This is a genomic window from Klebsiella sp. R390 (assembly GCF_051131745.1).
GTDB lineage: Bacteria > Pseudomonadota > Gammaproteobacteria > Enterobacterales > Enterobacteriaceae > Klebsiella.
Window position 1 is genome coordinate 3,399,600 of the sequence record NZ_CP180445.1, and the last position, 17,320, is coordinate 3,416,919.

The 17,320-nt window shown below is 56.4% G+C and carries 16 protein-coding genes and 1 riboswitch; of the genes, 9 read left to right on the top strand and 7 right to left on the bottom strand.

Translation table 11 applies throughout. The features are described 5' to 3' along the window. Positions 1-143: 143 nt before the first annotated feature. A complete protein-coding gene (gene bacA, locus ACMYSP_RS15905; protein WP_434583035.1) occupies positions 144-965 on the top strand; it encodes an undecaprenyl-diphosphate phosphatase in 822 nt (273 codons plus the stop codon). A gap of 27 nt (positions 966-992) precedes the next feature. Here the strand turns inward: bacA and ACMYSP_RS15910 are convergent, their stop codons facing one another. Then, a complete protein-coding gene (locus tag ACMYSP_RS15910) occupies positions 993-2,234 on the bottom strand; it encodes a multifunctional CCA addition/repair protein (protein ID WP_434583036.1) in 1,242 nt (413 codons plus the stop codon). 61 nt (positions 2,235-2,295) lie between these two features. After that, a complete protein-coding gene (locus tag ACMYSP_RS15915; RefSeq protein ID WP_434583037.1) occupies positions 2,296-2,916 on the bottom strand; it encodes a TIGR04211 family SH3 domain-containing protein in 621 nt (206 codons plus the stop codon). Between the two features lie 221 nt (positions 2,917-3,137). Between ACMYSP_RS15915 and ACMYSP_RS15920 the strand changes: the two genes are divergently transcribed. From ACMYSP_RS15920 to glgS, 4 genes are all read left to right on the top strand, one after another. Further along, a complete protein-coding gene (locus ACMYSP_RS15920; protein WP_434583038.1) occupies positions 3,138-4,436 on the top strand; it encodes an inorganic triphosphatase in 1,299 nt (432 codons plus the stop codon). 21 nt (positions 4,437-4,457) lie between these two features. Beyond that, a complete protein-coding gene (gene glnE / locus ACMYSP_RS15925) occupies positions 4,458-7,295 on the top strand; it encodes a bifunctional [glutamate--ammonia ligase]-adenylyl-L-tyrosine phosphorylase/[glutamate--ammonia-ligase] adenylyltransferase (protein ID WP_434587113.1) in 2,838 nt (945 codons plus the stop codon). 58 nt (positions 7,296-7,353) lie between these two features. Next, the gene (gene hldE / locus ACMYSP_RS15930) at positions 7,354-8,787 is read left to right on the top strand and encodes a bifunctional D-glycero-beta-D-manno-heptose-7-phosphate kinase/D-glycero-beta-D-manno-heptose 1-phosphate adenylyltransferase HldE (protein ID WP_434583039.1); all 1,434 of its coding nucleotides are present in this window, start codon (positions 7,354-7,356) and stop codon (positions 8,785-8,787) included. Positions 8,788-9,026: 239 nt separating this feature from the next. Next, positions 9,027-9,230, top strand: coding sequence for a cell surface composition regulator GlgS (gene glgS, locus ACMYSP_RS15935; RefSeq protein ID WP_434583040.1), 204 nt, complete (start codon positions 9,027-9,029; stop codon positions 9,228-9,230). Positions 9,231-9,411: 181 nt separating this feature from the next. Here glgS and ubiK read toward each other — a convergent pair whose 3' ends face one another. After that, positions 9,412-9,681: a ubiquinone biosynthesis accessory factor UbiK gene (ubiK, locus tag ACMYSP_RS15940; RefSeq protein WP_434583041.1), complete on the bottom strand. Its 270-nt coding sequence runs from the start codon at positions 9,679-9,681 to the stop codon at positions 9,412-9,414. A 120-nt stretch (positions 9,682-9,801) separates the two neighbouring features. Beyond that, a riboswitch (FMN riboswitch) is annotated at positions 9,802-9,952 on the top strand. Positions 9,953-10,057: 105 nt separating this feature from the next. Here ubiK and ribB point away from each other — a divergent pair. Beyond that, positions 10,058-10,711, top strand: a complete 654-nt coding sequence (ribB, locus tag ACMYSP_RS15945; protein WP_434583043.1) for a 3,4-dihydroxy-2-butanone-4-phosphate synthase — start codon at positions 10,058-10,060, stop codon at positions 10,709-10,711. A gap of 55 nt (positions 10,712-10,766) precedes the next feature. Here ribB and zupT read toward each other — a convergent pair whose 3' ends face one another. After that, complete coding sequence (zupT, locus tag ACMYSP_RS15950) at positions 10,767-11,537, bottom strand: zinc transporter ZupT (RefSeq protein ID WP_434587115.1); 771 nt, start codon at positions 11,535-11,537, stop codon at positions 10,767-10,769. Between the two features lie 199 nt (positions 11,538-11,736). On the opposite strand from zupT, the gene ygiD reads away from it, so the two are divergent. Next, complete coding sequence (gene ygiD / locus ACMYSP_RS15955) at positions 11,737-12,528, top strand: 4,5-DOPA dioxygenase extradiol (RefSeq protein ID WP_434583044.1); 792 nt, start codon at positions 11,737-11,739, stop codon at positions 12,526-12,528. A gap of 52 nt (positions 12,529-12,580) precedes the next feature. On the opposite strand, the gene ACMYSP_RS15960 is transcribed toward ygiD, so the two are convergent. The 3 genes from ACMYSP_RS15960 to tolC all read right to left on the bottom strand — a co-directional run bounded on the left by ACMYSP_RS15960 (position 12,581) and on the right by tolC (position 16,072). Continuing rightward, complete coding sequence (locus ACMYSP_RS15960; RefSeq protein ID WP_434583045.1) at positions 12,581-13,741, bottom strand: glutathionylspermidine synthase family protein; 1,161 nt, start codon at positions 13,739-13,741, stop codon at positions 12,581-12,583. Between the two features lie 5 nt (positions 13,742-13,746). Then, positions 13,747-14,418, bottom strand: a complete 672-nt coding sequence (locus tag ACMYSP_RS15965; protein ID WP_123756439.1) for a DUF1190 family protein — start codon at positions 14,416-14,418, stop codon at positions 13,747-13,749. 181 nt (positions 14,419-14,599) lie between these two features. Beyond that, complete coding sequence (gene tolC, locus ACMYSP_RS15970) at positions 14,600-16,072, bottom strand: outer membrane channel protein TolC (RefSeq protein ID WP_434583046.1); 1,473 nt, start codon at positions 16,070-16,072, stop codon at positions 14,600-14,602. A gap of 195 nt (positions 16,073-16,267) precedes the next feature. Here tolC and nudF point away from each other — a divergent pair, with 195 nt between their 5' ends. Then, positions 16,268-16,900, top strand: coding sequence for an ADP-ribose diphosphatase (gene nudF, locus ACMYSP_RS15975; RefSeq protein WP_187042374.1), 633 nt, complete (start codon positions 16,268-16,270; stop codon positions 16,898-16,900). Beyond that, positions 16,897-17,319, top strand: coding sequence for a DUF1249 family protein (locus ACMYSP_RS15980; RefSeq protein ID WP_123756442.1), 423 nt, complete (start codon positions 16,897-16,899; stop codon positions 17,317-17,319). The genes nudF and ACMYSP_RS15980 overlap by 4 nt, the downstream gene beginning before the upstream one ends. Position 17,320 lies beyond the last annotated feature (1 nt).

Sequence of the window (17,320 nt, forward strand, 5' to 3'; positions counted from 1 at the left end):
AGGAGAGGACTCGAAATTTGAGCGGACTCCGTGTACGCTCCGATTTCCCGCGCCGTCCGTGTCCAAACTGGCCGCATCAATATCACCTGATGGAAGGGTTCAGCGTATCTGGTTTTTTCATTTTACTGTTAAGGGTTTATGGGATGAGCGATATACACTCGCTGCTGGTGGCGGCAATATTGGGTGTGGTTGAAGGGTTGACGGAGTTTTTACCGGTATCCAGTACCGGGCATATGATTATCGTCGGTCATCTTCTGGGTTTTGAAGGTGATACCGCGAATACTTTTGAGGTGGTCATTCAGTTAGGTTCTATCCTGGCGGTTGTCGTGATGTTCTGGCGTCGCCTGTTCGGCTTGATCGGTATTCATTTCGGCAAACCGCCGGTGCATGAAGGGCAGGGGAGTGGGCGTTTATCGCTGATTCATATTTTGTTGGGGATGATTCCGGCGGTGGTGCTGGGGCTGGTCTTCCACGATATGATCAAATCGCTGTTTAACCCGATCAACGTGATGTATGCGCTGGTGGTGGGTGGCGTACTGCTGATCGCAGCAGAAGTGCTGAAGCCGAAGCAACCGCGCGCCGTGGGCATTGATGATATGACCTATCGTCAGGCGTTTGCGATTGGCTGTTTCCAGTGTCTGGCGTTGTGGCCCGGCTTCTCCCGTTCAGGTGCGACCATTTCCGGTGGCATGCTGATGGGCGTCAGTCGCTATGCAGCGTCAGAGTTCTCTTTCCTGCTGGCCGTGCCGATGATGATGGGCGCCACCGTGCTGGATCTGTATAAGAGCATCGGTTTCCTCAGCGTGAGCGACATTCCGATGTTTGCCGTTGGGTTCATCATGGCGTTCATCGTGGCGTTGATCGCGATTAAAACCTTCCTGCAGTTGATTAAACGTATCTCGTTTATCCCGTTTGCCATCTACCGCTTTATCGTCGCGGCAGTGGTTTACGTTGTATTCTTCTAAGCGCTAAGCACAGGATAAACCTGGCCCTCAGTCTTGCGGCTGAGGGCAGCGTTGTTCCTTCCACTGCGCGACGGCCAGAATCCGGCGTCGCGTCAGTTCTTCACGAATCTCCGGCCCTTTAAGCCCCAGTGCGACTACCTCTTTGGTCGACACTGACTGGGCGACATCCCAGGCTTCAAGCAGCAAACGCCCCTGCGGGTAATCGCAGGCTTCAAACCCGGTGCGTCCGCGAACATCGGCCTCGCTGGTTAGCGCGATTTGCCTGACGCGCTGCGGTTTACGCCAGGCATCGATATTGTCGAACAGCTTGATCAGCGTTTTGGGCTGCAGGATCGGCAGGGTGTGGATCAGGTCATGGAACTCAGCGACCAGCTTCGCCAGATCGCGAATATCATTTGGTACACGCAGACGGGCACAGAGTTGTTCAACCAGCTTAACGCCCGCCGGGCCGTGGCCATGGTGGCGTGGCCAGAGCGCTTTCGGCGTCAGTCCTTTACCAAGGTCGTGGCACAGGGTCGCAAAACGCACGTCAATGTCCGGCGACAGCATTGCCGCCATCGTCAGGGTCATCAGGGTATGCAGACCGGTGTCGATTTCCGGGTGCCATTTCGCCGGGGCGGGTACGCCGTACAGCGCGTCGATCTCCGGGAACAGCACGCCGAGCGCATGGCAATCGCGTAGCGTCTGGAAAAAGACCTGGGGATTGCGGGTACTGAGGGCGTTTTCTGTCTCTTTCCAGACGCGTTCTGGCGTCAGGTGCGCCAGTTCCCCAGCGTCGGCCATCTCGCGCATAAGCGTCAGCGTTTCATCAGCAATGCGAAAACCGAGGTGGGCATAACGCGCCGCAAAGCGCGCGACACGCAAAACGCGCAGCGGATCTTCACTGAATGCCGGAGATACGTGGCGCAGCAGGCGCAGGCGCAGGTCGGACTGACCGCCGTAGGGGTCGATAATCTGGCCGTCAGCGTCCTGGGCCAGCGCATTGACCGTGAGGTCGCGGCGCAGCAGATCCTGTTCGAGAGTGACATCAGGGGCGGCATAGCAGGTGAAGCCGGTGTAGCCTGAGCCGGATTTCCGCTCGGTACGTGCCAGCGCGTACTCTTCCCGGCTTTGCGGATGCAGAAACACGGGAAAATCGCGGCCTACCTGCTGGTAGCCCGCGTCAAGCAGTTGCTCAGGCGTCGCACCCACGACAACCCAATCTTTATCTTTGACCGGTAGCCCTAATAACGCATCCCGAACCGCACCGCCGACCAAATAAATCTTCACGCCCTGCTCTCCCGTATCTGCTTTGTGCAAGATGATACGTAAGTCTGGCAGAGAAGACGAATTAGTTCATCCACCGGTCTTTACGTTTACGGCTCGGGACCAGATGAGGCAGCACGAGGCCGAGCAGCAGGCCGATACCCAGCACACCACCGCCGTACATAAACCACTGCATAATAATGGTGCGCTGCTTGTCATCCAGCTGGAGATTGGCGGCATTGACTTTCTTCTGGGCGACAACCAGCTCATTTTTCAGCTTTTGGTTCTCGTTTTTCAGCGCGTTGATGACGTTATCGCTGCCCGCGACTTTTTTCTGCATGTCTGCAGTGCGCTGGTTCCAGGTGGTGTCGATGTTATTCAGCTTGTCGGTCAGGGTTTTCACCTGATTTTCCAGATCCGGCACGCGGGTACGCAGGCTGGGCTCGGTGCTCAGCTCTTTCAGCGGAATCCAGGCGGTACGGCCATTGCCGTCGCGGATCTGTGCATAATTGGTGCTGTCATTAGTTTGCAGTAGAGAGACTTCTTCCCCAGCGTTGATGGTGCCCTGAAGACGATAATTATCGCCAGGACCCGTACGAACCCAGGTGTTCAGTTCATCAGAAACATAGCGTTTTTCTTCTGCATGAACCGCCGTCGCGGCGCTAAGCGCCAGCACAACAAAAGTAATAAGGCGTAATTTTGGCATCAGGTCATCGTTAAGTCATAAAAAGGTGAACGATAGTAGTGGCATCGCCAAAGCGACGCAAAGTTTTCTGCCACAATCGGAAACATCCAAAGGGTGGCCCGGCAAAATGCGCAATGTGCATTGCATGGCGAATCGCCGCAAAATACTATCTACTGACAAAAAATATCGGCATTAGTTCGCCGTATTTTCCCGGCAGAGCACAGAAGCGGAAGAATTCAGTCATGACTCAAGAAATCGAATTAAAATTTATCGTCTCCGACAATGGCGCAGAAGCATTGCGTCAGCACCTTAACACGCTCAATGCCCAACATACGCCTGCGGGCCAGTTGCTCAATATTTATTATGAAACCGCGGATAACTGGCTGCGTCGCCATGATATGGGGCTGCGGGTTCGTGGCGACGGCGGTCGATACGAAATGACCCTGAAAATTGCCGGGCGAGTGGTGGGGGGGTTGCATCAGCGCCCGGAATACAACATTCCGCTGGATGGCCCCGAGCTGGCGCTGGAGCGTCTTCCAGCCGAAGTCTGGCCGCAAGGGGAGCTGCCTGCTGAGCTTGTACAAGGCGTGCAGCCGCTGTTCAGCACCGATTTTGAGCGTGAAAAATGGGTGGTCAGCGAAGGTGAAAGCCAGATTGAAATCGCCCTCGATCGTGGGGAAGTAAAGACCGCTGACCATCAGGAAACGATCGGCGAACTGGAGCTGGAACTGCTCTCCGGCAAGACGGAAGATGTGCTGACGTTGGCTCGTCGGCTGCTGGAAACCGGCGTATTGCGCCAGGGAAGCCTGAGCAAAGCTGCCCGCGGCTACAATCTGGCGCAGGGCAATTCTGAACGCCCGGTCACGGCGTTCGGGATTGTGCAGGTCGCGCCAAAAGCCAGCGTTGAGCAGGGGCTGGAGGCGGCGCTGGAAAACGCGCTGGCCCACTGGCTCTATCATGATGAGGTCTGGAGTCGCGGCAACCCGGCGGCCAAAGTGGAAATTCTGCGCGCCATCGCGCGGGTTCGTCACGCGCTGGTGCTGTTTGGCGGAATTGTGCCGCGTAAGGCTACCGCCTCGCTGCGCGAAGCGCTCAACGTGGCAGAAGCGGCGCTGGTAGAGGCCGGAAAAGACCCATCGGCGGTGTTTAGCATTGCCACGGTCAGCGCCAAACTCACGCTGACCGAATGGCTGGTGAACCGCGGCTGGCGTGAATCATTAAATGAGAGCGCGCAGAAGAAAATCGCCGGCTCGTTTAAACGCTTTGCCGATATCCAGCTATCGCGCGCGGCTGCCGAATTAAAAAATGCGTTCCAGCAAACTCTGGGGGACGACTATGAAGGCCAGCTGCCGCGTCTCACCCGTGACATCGACAGCATTCAACTGCTGGCCGGCGCCTATGCTGACGCTGCCACCGCCTGGCTGGAAAACTGGCTGGAAGTGCGTCGTGCCATAGAACACCGGGATCGCAGCGTCATCGATTATTTCCGCCGCCAGGCGCTGGCCGCAGAGCCATTCTGGCTGCATAGTGGCAAACGATAATTTCAGGCCAGGGAGACCCCTATAATGCCGCTTTCTTCGCAGTTACAGCAGCACTGGCAGACGGTTGTGGACCGCCTGCCAGCGGATTTTCCATTATCGACATTAAGCCCACAGGCGCAGTCGGTGATGGCGTTCAGCGATTTCGTCGAGCAAAGCCTGGTGGCCCAGCCGCAATGGCTGGCGGAGCTGGAAAGCTCCCCGCCGAGCGCGGACGAGTGGCAACACTATGCCGACTGGCTACAGGCGGCGCTGGCTGAGGTCAACGACGAAGCGGCGCTGATGCGCGAGCTGCGTCTGTTCCGCCGCCGTATTATGGTGCGTATCGCCTGGGCCCAGGCGCTGCTGTTAGTCAGCGAAGAGAGCAGTTTGCAGCAGCTAAGCGCCCTGGCGGAGACGTTAATCGTCGCTGCCCGCGACTGGTTGTATCGTGCCTGCTGCAAAGAGTGGGGGACGCCGTCGAATGCCCAAGGGAAGCCTCAACCGTTACTGATACTCGGGATGGGTAAACTGGGCGGCGGCGAGCTTAACTTCTCCTCGGATATTGACCTGATTTTTGCCTGGCCGGAGCATGGCGCTACTCTCGGCGGTCGTCGGGAGCTGGATAATGCGCAGTTCTTTACCCGCCTGGGACAGCGATTGATTAAAGTGCTCGATCAGCCGACGCAGGATGGTTTTGTCTACCGCGTCGATATGCGCCTGCGTCCCTTTGGCGACAGCGGGCCGCTGGTGCTGAGCTTTGCCGCGCTGGAAGATTATTATCAGGAGCAGGGGCGCGACTGGGAGCGCTATGCGATGGTCAAAGCGCGGATCATGGGCGATAACGAAGGGACTTACGCCAACGAGCTGCGTGCCATGCTGCGGCCGTTTGTCTTCCGTCGCTATATCGACTTCAGCGTGATCCAGTCTCTGCGCAATATGAAAGGGATGATTGCTCGTGAAGTTCGCCGCCGTGGGCTGAAGGACAATATTAAGCTCGGCGCCGGCGGCATCCGCGAAATCGAATTTATCGTCCAGGTCTTCCAGCTGATCCGCGGCGGACGCGAACCGGCGCTGCAGCTCCGGGCCTTGCTTCCGACACTGGCCGCCATCGAAGAGCTGCATTTGCTGCCGGAAGGCGACGCCACCCGGCTGCGCGAGGCCTATCTGTTCCTGCGACGCCTGGAAAACCTGCTGCAGAGCATCAACGACGAGCAGACACAAACGCTGCCACAGGACGATCTCAACCGCGCCCGTCTGGCATGGGGGATGCAGACTGATGACTGGGAGATGCTGACTACGCGGCTGGCGGAAAAAATGGCCAACGTGCGTCAGGTCTTTAACGAGCTGATTGGCGATGACGAAGCTCAGTCACCGGATGAACAACTGGAAGAGTACTGGCGCGAGCTGTGGCAGGATGCGCTGGATGAAGATGACACCAGCCCGGCGCTGGCCCATCTTGAGGATAGCGATCGCCGCAGCGTGCTGGCGCTAATTGCCGATTTCCGCAAAGAGCTGGATAAGCGTACCATCGGCCCGCGCGGGCGTCAGGTGCTGGATCAGCTGATGCCGCATCTGCTCAGCGAAGTGTGTTCCCGCGCCGATGCGCCGGTACCGCTAGCGCGTATTACCCCGCTGTTGACCGGCATCGTCACCCGTACGACCTACCTCGAGCTGCTGAGTGAATTCCCCGGTGCACTGAAACACCTGATTAGCCTCTGTGCCGCCTCACCGATGGTGGCCAACCAACTGGCACGTCACCCGTTGCTGTTGGATGAGCTGCTGGATCCTCACACCCTCTATCAACCGACGGCAACCGATGCCTACCGCGATGAGCTGCGCCAGTATCTACTGCGCGTGCCGGAAGAGGATGAGGAGCAACAACTGGAAGCACTGCGCCAGTTTAAGCAGGCGCAATTGCTGCATATTGCCGCTGCCGATATCGCCGGAACGCTGCCGGTGATGAAAGTGAGCGATCACTTAACCTGGCTGGCTGAAGCGATGATTGATGCGGTGGTACAACAGGCCTGGATGCAGATGGTGGCGCGTTATGGTCAGCCAACCCATCTGCATGATCGCCAGGGGCGCGGTTTTGCCGTTGTCGGCTATGGCAAACTGGGGGGTTGGGAGCTGGGTTACAGTTCTGACCTCGATCTGGTATTCCTGCATGACTGCCCGGTTGAGGTGATGACCGATGGCGAGCGTGAGATTGATGGTCGCCAGTTCTATTTACGCCTGGCTCAGCGCATCATGCACTTGTTCAGCACCCGCACATCGTCGGGCATTCTCTATGAAGTGGACGCTCGCTTACGCCCATCCGGCGCTGCGGGCATGCTGGTTACCACCGCCGATTCTTTTGCCGACTATCAGAAAAATGAAGCCTGGACCTGGGAACATCAGGCGCTGGTGCGCGCTCGTGTGGTCTATGGCGACCCGGCACTCCAGGTGCAGTTTGATACCATCCGTCGCGATATCCTCAGCACGCTGCGTGACGGGGCGACGCTGCAGACTGAAGTGCGGGAGATGCGCGAGAAGATGCGCGCTCACCTCGGGAATAAGCAACGCGACCGCTTTGATATTAAAGCCGATGCCGGAGGCATTACCGACATTGAATTTATCACCCAGTATCTGGTCCTACGCTATGCGCATGAAAAACCGAAGCTGACGCGCTGGTCGGATAACGTGCGCATTCTGGAACTGCTGGCACAAAACGACATTATGGATGAAGGCGAAGCGCGGGCATTGACCCATGCCTACACCACGCTACGTGATGCGCTGCATCATCTGGCTCTGCAAGAACTGCCGGGCAATGTCGCCCCTGATGCCTTTACCCATGAGCGCGAGCTGGTGAGCGCCAGCTGGCAGAAGTGGTTGATGGATTAACTAAAAAACCGGGTGTGCTATTATCGCGCGCAAAGTTTGCATCTCGCAGGAGAGAGTCATGAAAGTAACGCTGCCGGAGTTTGAACGTGCAGGAGTGTTGGTGGTTGGTGATGTGATGCTGGACCGCTACTGGTATGGTCCCACCAGCCGTATTTCCCCTGAAGCCCCGGTACCGGTGGTGAAAGTGGAAAATATTGAGGAACGTCCTGGCGGCGCAGCAAACGTGGCAATGAATATCGCCTCCCTCGGCGCGACCTCCCGCCTGGTCGGGCTCACCGGCATTGATGATGCTGCGCGGGCGCTGAGCAAAGCGCTGGCTGACGTCAATGTGAAGTGTGATTTCGTCTCCGTGCCGACGCACCCGACCATCACCAAGCTGCGCGTGCTGTCGCGCAACCAACAGCTGATCCGTCTTGATTTCGAAGAGGGTTTCTCCGGCGTTGATCCGCAGCCGATGCATGAACGTATTCAACAGGCGTTGGGTTCCATCGGGGCGCTGGTGCTGTCTGACTATGCCAAAGGCGCTCTGACCAGCGTTCAGACCATGATTAAACTGGCACGCGATGCCGGCGTGCCGGTGCTGATCGATCCGAAAGGCACCGATTTTGAACGTTATCGCGGCGCGACGCTGCTGACGCCGAACCTGTCTGAATTTGAAGCGGTGGCGGGCAAATGCAAAGACGAAGCGGAGATTGTCGAACGTGGCCTGAAAATTATTGCTGATTTCGAGCTGTCCGCCTTGCTGGTGACCCGTTCTGAGCAGGGGATGACGCTGCTGCAGCCGGGCCGTCCGCCGCTGCATATGCCGACTCAGGCGCAGGAAGTGTATGACGTTACCGGTGCCGGTGACACGGTGATCGGCGTGCTGGCGGCGACGCTTGCTTCCGGCAACACCCTGGAAGAGGCCTGCTACTTCGCCAACGCTGCTGCGGGCGTGGTGGTCGGCAAACTGGGGACCTCCACCGTATCGCCTATCGAGCTGGAAAACGCGGTCCGCGGGCGTGCCGAGACCGGATTCGGTGTGATGAACGAAGACGAGCTGAAGCTGGCGGTGGCGGCGGCGCGTAAGCGCGGCGAGAAAGTGGTGATGACCAACGGCGTGTTTGACATTCTGCATGCCGGTCACGTGTCGTATCTGGCCAATGCGCGCAAGCTGGGCGATCGCCTGATTGTGGCGGTTAACAGCGATGCATCGACCAAACGTCTGAAGGGCGAGACCCGACCGGTTAACCCGCTGGAGCAGCGCATGATCGTGCTGGGCGCGCTGGAGGCCGTCGACTGGGTGGTCTCGTTTGAAGAGGATACCCCGCAGCGCCTGATCGCCGGGATCCTGCCGGATCTGCTGGTGAAAGGCGGTGATTATAAGCCGGATGAGATTGCGGGCAGCGAGGAAGTCTGGGCCAACGGCGGCGAAGTACTGGTGCTCAACTTTGAAGATGGCTGCTCAACAACCAATATCATCAAGAAGATTCAGAAAGATAGCGGCAAGTAATGACTGACGTTGAAAGGCCAGTGAAACGGTCGACGACGTAAGGATTAAGCCCGTTAAAAAGGCCTGCGATCGCGAGATCGTGGGCTTTTTTTTATTTAATCATGAGAGAAATGATTCAGCGCAATAAATAAGCTATTCAGGCGCATTTTTCGTACAAAAAGCGGTAGCGTAAGAATAAATACTGAAGTCAGTAAAAGCATATGACCTAACAGAACACTCACGGTTGAAGGAGTATGCGGATGAATCATCACGAACTGTATTCAATGAATAACTTTGATTTTCTGGCGCTGAGTTTTGCCAGAATGCGCGCACAAGGCCATAGCGTGGATCTCCAGGCCATTGTCGGCAATATGGACGAGGAACATCGTGAATGGTTTTGTCAACGGTATGAACTCTACTGCCGTCAGGTCGATGAAGAGGTAGCGTCGGAACTGGAACACTAAGCGCCTGACCCATTAGGCTATTTTATTTGCCATTTTGGCCCTGGGCAGTGCTCACCATCCTCACGTACTGCGTGTAAGCTTCGGTGGTTCCGCGCTGTCCGTGGGCAAACTGGTTGCAACAATCTACGCCTACCTGGATAGGCTTTGAAGCAATAACGGGCCGCAGCGGGCCCGTTATTTTTTACGGCTTCTCTTCGACATCCGGGGCCGCCGAGCGGCTTTCCAGATCGCTGATACGCTGTTCCAGTAGAGCCAGTTTCTCGCGGGTACGCAGCAGCACCTGAGTCTGTACATCAAACTCTTCGCGACCAACCAAATCCAGGCGGGTCAGCTGCGACTGGAGGATCTGGCGGATTTTTTTCTCCACATCGTCCCCAAGATCGCGCAGGCCTTTCGGCATTGACTCATGGACCTGGCGGGCGATTTGTTCAATTTTTTTCGGGTCAATCATGGTGGTTTCCTGCTCTGGTCGATTTGTCGCTTATTGTAGTGCGAACGGCGTGCGCTATAAACCAGAAATGTTTGAAGCTTATACGTTGCCGATGATAATCAATAGCGTTATAGTTACTTCGCTTATTCTCAGGGCGGGGCGAAATTCCCCACCGGCGGTAAATCAACCATGCGTTGAAAGCCCGCGAGCGCTTTCTGCGAAAGCAGAAAGGTCAGCAGATCCGGTGTAATTCCGGGGCCGACGGTTAGAGTCCGGATGGGAGAGAGTAACGGCTCAGCCGGATTGCGATCCGCTTGCGTTGACTTTTGCCGCTTAACCGGCACTCCTAAGACTGCCCTGATTCTGGTAACCATAATTTTAATGAGGTTTTTTTACCATGAATCAGACGCTCCTTTCCTCTTTTGGTACCGCTTTTGAACGTGTGGAACACGCTTTGAATGCACTGCGCGAAGGCCGCGGTGTGATGGTGCTTGATGATGAAGACCGTGAAAACGAAGGCGACATGATTTTCGCCGCCGAAACCATGACCGTTGAGCAGATGGCGCTGACCATTCGTCACGGCAGCGGCATTGTCTGCCTGTGCCTGACCGACGAACGCCGCAAGCAGCTTGATCTGCCGATGATGGTGGAAAACAACACCAGCGCCTATGGCACCGGCTTTACCGTGACCATTGAAGCCGCTGAAGGCGTCACCACCGGCGTGTCCGCCGCTGACCGTGTGACCACCGTACGTGCGGCCATTGCCGACGGCGCAAAACCTTCCGACCTGAATCGTCCGGGCCACGTTTTCCCGCTGCGCGCGCAGCCTGGTGGCGTATTGACCCGTGGCGGTCATACTGAAGCGACCATCGATCTGGTGACCCTGGCGGGCTTCAAGCCGGCTGGCGTCCTGTGTGAACTGACAAACGACGATGGCTCCATGGCGCGTGCGCCAGAGTGCATTACCTTTGCTCAGAAGCACAATATGGCCGTTGTCACCATCGAAGACCTGGTGGCCTACCGTCGTGAGCATGAGCGTAAAGCCAGCTAATAACGACCGACGTCATCTCAAAGCCCACGCCAGCGTGGGCTTTGTTGTTTTCAGGTCAGCCTATTCCCATTGCCTGCAGGGCAACCAGGCTTAATCCCATCACCGACATCCCGCACAGCACGCCATAGCTGGGGTTGCTCTGGGGATCGATCTCTTTTGCCAGCGGCATCAGCTCATCGACCGAGAGCGCCACCATAATGCCGGCAACGGCGGCCATAATGGCGCCCATGATCACCGGCGACACCAGACTGCCAAGAACCAGCCACGCCAGCACGCCGCCGAGGATTTCCGCCAGTCCGGAAAGCCCAGCCCAGAGCACGGCTTTCGAGCGCGAGCCGGTTGCGGCATACACCGGGCCGGCAACCGCCAGCCCCTCAGGAATATTATGTAACGCGACGGCCAGCGCGATGCCCATCCCCAGCTCGAGGTTATTGCTGGCGGTCACAAAGGTGGCGATCCCTTCCGGGAAGTTATGCAGGCTGATACCGAGGGTCAACAAAATCGCGGTACGGCGTAGATTACGCGGGCGTGCAATTCCGGGAGACATCAGGTCCTGCGGATGGGCGTGCGGCAGCAGATGGTCGAGTGCAAAGTAGCCCAGCAGGCCGATGACAAACATACCGTAGCCGAGCAGCGGCGACATCCCTTCGGCGTTCAGCGCTGCGGGTAACATCTCCATCAGTGAGATCAGCAACATGATCCCGGCGGCAAATCCAAGGGAGAATCCCAGCAGGCGATTGGACGGTTTCTGACCCAGGACGCCAAAAACAGCACCGATGAACGTCGCGCTCCCGGCGAGTAGCGTCAATATTAAGGGTGACGACATCATTCCCCTCCTTTGATAATGATTATCATTAATAATATCGAGATTGTTCGATAACGGCGAGAGGGTGAAGTGCCCCTTTACAGCGAATTACATTCAAATTTTCTGACGATCATCATCATGCTTATCTGAGTTATTCCTGACGCAAAAACGCGTAATGTGAAGGCATCACAATTCCTCTCTAGTTATTAAGGATATCACCATGTCCCGTACCCGAATGCCAGCGTTGTTTTTAGGCCACGGCAGCCCGATGAACGTGCTGGAAGACAATATTTATACCCGTACCTGGCGCCAGTTGGGCGACACATTACCGCGTCCAAAAGCGATCGTAGTGGTTTCTGCGCACTGGTTTACGCGTGGCACCGGGGTGACGGCCATGGAAACGCCGAAGACGATCCACGATTTTGGCGGTTTCCCGCAGGCGCTTTACGATACGCATTATCCGGCTCCCGGTTCCCCGGCGCTGGCGCAGCGCCTGGTTGAGCTGCTGGCGCCGGTTCCCGTCACGCTGGATAAAGAAGCCTGGGGCTTCGATCACGGTTCATGGGGTGTCCTGATTAAAATGTACCCCGATGCGGATATCCCGATGGTGCAGCTGAGTATCGACAGCACCAAACCGGCGGCATGGCATCTGGAGATGGGACGCAAGCTGACGGCGCTGCGTGATGAAGGCATCATGTTGGTGGCGAGCGGTAACGTGGTCCATAACCTGAGAACCGCACGCTGGCACGGCGAAAACACGCCATATCCGTGGGCGGAGTCCTTTAACGATTACGTGAAAACCAACCTCAGCTGGAAAGGGCCGGTGGCCGAACATCCGCTGGTGAACTATCTGGCGAATGAAGGTGGCTCGCTTTCAAACCCGACGGCGGAACACTTCCTGCCGCTGCTGTATGTGCTGGGCACCTGGGACGGCGAAGAGCCGATTTCTATCCCGGTAGACGGTATTGAGATGGGTTCGCTGAGTATGCTGTCAGTGTTGATTGGGGCGTAACGATGGCGGCAATACATCACCCCGGCAGGCATCTGCGCTGCCGGGGTGATGCTTATTCGACGAAAATGTGCGGGTAAAAGCGTGACAGATCCTGAGTGATCAGCGCCCGATCCTCGCGCACGCCGATCCCGGCGGGCTGGTCGTTGATCAGCCAGCTGCCGATCAGCGTATAGCTGTCGCCAAACTTCGGCAGCGGATAGAACTCCTGCACGATCGTACCTTCTTCACCGTACGGGCCTTCAACGGCCTCCAGCACTTTGCCGTTCTCGACGATCGACACGTTGGCGCCTTCGCGGGAGAAGATCGGTTTGATGACGTACTTCTCCATCTCCGGGTGCGCATCTTCGCTGAAGTAGGCCGCCAGCAGATTCGGGTGGTTAGGGAACATCTCCCACAGCAGCGGGAGCAGGGCTTTGTTGGAGATGATGCTCTTCCAGGCCGGTTCCAGCCAGCGTACGCCAGCATCTTCCAGCTTGGTGGAGAACATTTCGCGCAGCATGTATTCCCACGGGTAGAGCTTGAACAGATTGCCAATCACCTGATCCTGCAGGTCGGTAAACTGCCCTTTTTCACCCAGGCCGATATCTTCGATATACAGAAACTCGGTGGCAACGCCGGCTTCCGCCGCGCAGTCCTGCAGATACTGGACGGTGCCGCGATCTTCTTCGGTATCGCGGCAGCAGGCCATATGCAGCAGCTGGAAGCCAAACTGCTCGCGCAGCTGGCCGAAACGCTCAATCAGCTTTTCCTGCAGGCTGTTGAACTGATCGCTGCCTTCCGGCAACTGCCCGGCGTTGATCTGATCTTCCAGCCAGATCCACTGAAAGAATGCGGCTTCATACAGTGAAGTCGGCGTATCGGCGTTGTTCTCCAGCAGCTTAGGCGCACCGATACCGTCCCACGCCAGATCGAGACGCGAGTACAGTGACGGCTGGTTGGTTTTCCACGACTGGCGCACGAATCCCCAGGTATGTTTCGGGATACGGAATTTCGCCATCAGCTCATCGCTGGCGATGACTTTTTCCACTGCCTGCAGGCACATTTGATGCAGCTCGGCGGTGACCTCTTCGAGCGTTTCAACCTGGGCCAGCGTCAGTTTGTAATAGGCTTCTTCGCTCCAGTAGGGCTCGCCATACATGGTATGAAAGTTAAAGCCGTATTCCGTCGCCTTTTCACGCCAGTCCGGGCGCTCCGTGATGCTGATTCTTTCCATGGTATTTAGCCGCCCATTGAGCGTTTAGTCGAGGTAGTGCCCGCAGCGCTGCGCTGCATGGTGGATTGTTTTGCCACCGACTCACCAAACCCACCGCGCGTAACGGTGCTGGTGGTCGCCGGTTTTGGCGCCATTGCCGTCTTCGGCACGTTCATTGTCCGGCCCGGTTGCGCGGCACCGTAGCTCTTACCACCGGCATCGGTATATTGACCGTAGGCCGGGCTGGCCGGGTTTTTCGAGCTGAACAGCGGTTGCTGTGCGCCCATACCGCCGCCCATCATTCGGCCCATCATGTAGCCGGCCATCAACGGCATCCAGAAGCTGCCGCTGCTTTGCGCCTGAGCCTGGTTTTCCGGTGCTACGCCCGCCTGAGCTGGCGTCTGCTGGCACTGGCCTTCACCGAACTCCGCGACGCAATCTTCACGCGTGGCGTATTTCGGCGCGGTACGTACCGCTTCCTGCTGCGCGTTGTTGAACGCGGTGGTGCACTCTGCGCTCTTGCCCGGGTTGGCGGTAGAGCAGTCATCGGCGTTTTGATACAGAGAAACCGTCTCGTCGGTTTTTTCACAACCGGCAAGCATAAATACGGCCGTAACGGCAAGGGCGACCGGCGTCAAATGACGTGCGCTCCAGCTTTTACGGAACGAGGCATGATTGATATTTTTTGTCCGTTTCATATTTGTCTTCCAGGACCCAGTGGTATGGCATTTTGTTAACGCTCAGGATAGAGGATGAGTGGTGGAAAATGAAGCGAATAGGGACGGAAAGGAGGGGAAAGCAGGGGATCTTTACGTTGTCTTACGTTTAGCGCTTCGCTTAGCTGAATTCGTTAAGCGAAGCGCTATCATACCGCGGCGATTACTGACGGAAAGGATTGGTGCCGCTGGTTTTTGTCGTGCGAGTGGTTGATGCCGGGGTCGCCGCCGGTGCCGCATTGCTGCTGTAACCGTCTGCGTTGGCATCCTGCTGCGGAGTTTCCGGTGCCACGCTGTCTGGCGATGTTGCTACCGGTTTGCCCAGCGTGTTGTTCAGTGCCACCAGGTCTTGCTCGTTCAGCGTACCGAGCGCAGACTTAATGTTCAGCTGGTTAATCAGGTAGTTATAACGCGCGCTGGAGAGCTGTTGCTTCGCGTTATACAGCGTGGTGGTTGCATCCAACACGTCGACAATGGTACGCGTACCGACCGAATACCCTGCTTCCATGGCATCAAGGGAGCTCTGAGCAGAGACCACCGCCTGTTTATAGGCGTTGATGCTGCTGATAGAGGCATTGATGTTGTTAAAGGAAGAGCGAACGGTCTGTACAACGCTACGATGCGAGCTTTCCAGCTGTTCGCTGGCGCCAACAAAGTTGTACTGCGCCTGTTTGACCTGCGAGTTCACCATCCCGCCCTGATACAGCGGCAGCGAGAAGCTCAGGCCGACTTTGTTCTGCCCGGCGTCGTTGTCGTCATACTGGCTGTTGTGGGTTTTGGAACCGCTGTAGGAGGTGTTGGATACCCCGGTCGATGCGGTCAAATCCAGCGTCGGCATATGGCCGTCTTGCGCCTGGCGAATTTGTTCGCGCGCAAGATCCTGGTTCAGACGTGCCTGCAACAGCGACAGGTTGCGGTTTTCCGCTTCCTTCAGCAGCGCGTTCACGGTCTGCGGCTTGTTGGTCTTAAAGCCGTCAACGTTCAGCGATGCCAGTTCCGGATAGTAGTTGCCGGTAACCTGACGCAGCGCTTCTACCGCGTTATCGAGGTCGTTACGCGCGGTGACTTCGTTAGCCAGTACAGAGTCGTACTGTGAACGGGCGTTCTGCACGTCGGTGATCGCCACCAGGCCCACGTTAAAGCGCTGGGTGGTTTGATCTAACTGACGGTAGATAGCCTGTTTCTGCGCTTCGGTGTAGGACAGCGTATCAATCGCGCTCAGGACGTTAAAATAGGCTGTCGCGGTGTTCAGAATCAGCGTTTGCTGATCGGTCTGATAGGTCACATCCTGAATACCGGCTGCTTTTTCCTGCAGCGTCAGGGCACGCCATTTCGACATATCAAACAACGTTTGTGTTAACTGCAGCGAACCACTGGTGACATTAGAGTTCACGCCGTTGCTGTCGCGGTAGCCATTGGTATAGGTATAATCAGCACCCAGACCGAGCTGAGGCAGTAACGGGCTACGTGCTTCGTTGATCTTTTCGAATGCAGCATCACGATCGGCTGCTGATTTACGCAGGTCAGGGTTGCTGACGCGCGCCTGCTGATAAACCTGCATCAGGTTCTCTGCCTGGCTCATGGCGCTGAAGCCAGTCAGGCCAAGGCCGATGAGGATGGGGAGAAGTTTCTTCATTTGCATTCCTTGTTGTGAAGCATAAAGTGCAGCCCAAATTTTAAAGTTATCTGCTGATTGTATCGACTCTGCCGCGGTAAAAAGTTGGCGTTACGTGCCATCGGGCGGTAATTTGCACCAATCTAACATACAGACTGTAAAACGGTAGCCAAACGGCTTATAAATCCTTCATTTCGGATTCGCAGGACAGAGACAATGAGCAAGCCCAATCAGCAAGGAAATACCTTCTCTAAAAACGATGTAGAAATTATTGCACGCGAAACGCTTTATCGTGGTTTTTTTTCGCTGGATTTGTACCGTTTTCGCCATCGTCTGTTTAACGGCGAGATGAGCGGAGAGGTGACGCGCGAAATTTTTGAGCGCGGGCATGCTGCAGTCTTGCTACCCTTTGACCCGATACGTGATGAGGTTGTGCTGGTCGAGCAGATTCGCATCGCGGCGTATGATACCAGTAAAAGCCCGTGGTTGCTTGAGATGGTCGCCGGTATGATTGAAGAGGGCGAATCCCCTGAAGATGTTGCCCGGCGTGAAGCGGTAGAAGAAGCCGGGCTGGAAGTCGGGCGGACAAAACCGGTGCTGAGCTATCTGGCCAGCCCTGGCGGCACCAGCGAAAGACTGTCGATTCTGGTTGGCGAAGTCGATGCGACGACAGCAAAAGGGATCCACGGCCTGGCGGAAGAAAACGAAGACATCCGGGTGCATGTGGTAAGCCGGGAACAGGCTTATCAGTGGGTAGAAGAGGGGAAAATCGACAACGCGGCCTCTGTCATCGCCTTGCAATGGCTGCAATTGCATTATCACCATTTACGTAACGAGTGGACAAAATGAAGCGTTATACACCTGACTTCCCGGAAATGATGCGCCTGTGCGAAACCAATTTTGCTCAGCTGCGCCGCCTGTTGCCTCGAACCGATACGGCTGGCGATGTCGCGGGTTATCAGGTGGGTAATGCGCAGTATCGACTCACTATCATCGAATCGACTCGCTACACTACATTAGTCACGATTGAACAGACGGCGCCAGCGGTAAGCTACTGGAGTTTACCGTCGATGACGGTGCGTCTTTATCATGATGCGATGGTGGCTGAAGTGTGTTCGACTCAGCAGATCTTTCGCTTCAAAGCAAAGTATGATTATCCTAATAAAAAGTTGCATCAACGCGACGAAAAGCATCAAATTAATCAGTTCCTGGCGGACTGGCTGAGATACTGTTTAGCACATGGAGCGATGGCGATTCCGGTTTGTTAGC

Bases quoted from the DNA above. Each gene is read 5' to 3' on its own strand.
- tolC (WP_434583046.1), bottom strand. From the start codon at position 16,072: ATGAAGAAACTTCTCCCCATCCTCATCGGCCTTGGCCTGACTGGCTTC.
- ygiD (WP_434583044.1), top strand. From the start codon at position 11,737: ATGTCCCGTACCCGAATGCCAGCGTTGTTTTTAGGCCACGGCAGCCCG.
- ACMYSP_RS15960 (WP_434583045.1), bottom strand. From the start codon at position 13,741: ATGGAAAGAATCAGCATCACGGAGCGCCCGGACTGGCGTGAAAAGGCG.
- hldE (WP_434583039.1), top strand. From the start codon at position 7,354: ATGAAAGTAACGCTGCCGGAGTTTGAACGTGCAGGAGTGTTGGTGGTT.
- zupT (WP_434587115.1), bottom strand. From the start codon at position 11,537: ATGTCGTCACCCTTAATATTGACGCTACTCGCCGGGAGCGCGACGTTC.
- ACMYSP_RS15965 (WP_123756439.1), bottom strand. From the start codon at position 14,418: ATGAAACGGACAAAAAATATCAATCATGCCTCGTTCCGTAAAAGCTGG.
- ribB (WP_434583043.1), top strand. From the start codon at position 10,058: ATGAATCAGACGCTCCTTTCCTCTTTTGGTACCGCTTTTGAACGTGTG.
- bacA (WP_434583035.1), top strand. From the start codon at position 144: ATGAGCGATATACACTCGCTGCTGGTGGCGGCAATATTGGGTGTGGTT.
- ACMYSP_RS15980 (WP_123756442.1), top strand. From the start codon at position 16,897: ATGAAGCGTTATACACCTGACTTCCCGGAAATGATGCGCCTGTGCGAA.
- nudF (WP_187042374.1), top strand. From the start codon at position 16,268: ATGAGCAAGCCCAATCAGCAAGGAAATACCTTCTCTAAAAACGATGTA.
- ubiK (WP_434583041.1), bottom strand. From the start codon at position 9,681: ATGATTGACCCGAAAAAAATTGAACAAATCGCCCGCCAGGTCCATGAG.
- ACMYSP_RS15920 (WP_434583038.1), top strand. From the start codon at position 3,138: ATGACTCAAGAAATCGAATTAAAATTTATCGTCTCCGACAATGGCGCA.
- ACMYSP_RS15915 (WP_434583037.1), bottom strand. From the start codon at position 2,916: ATGCCAAAATTACGCCTTATTACTTTTGTTGTGCTGGCGCTTAGCGCC.
- glgS (WP_434583040.1), top strand. From the start codon at position 9,027: ATGAATCATCACGAACTGTATTCAATGAATAACTTTGATTTTCTGGCG.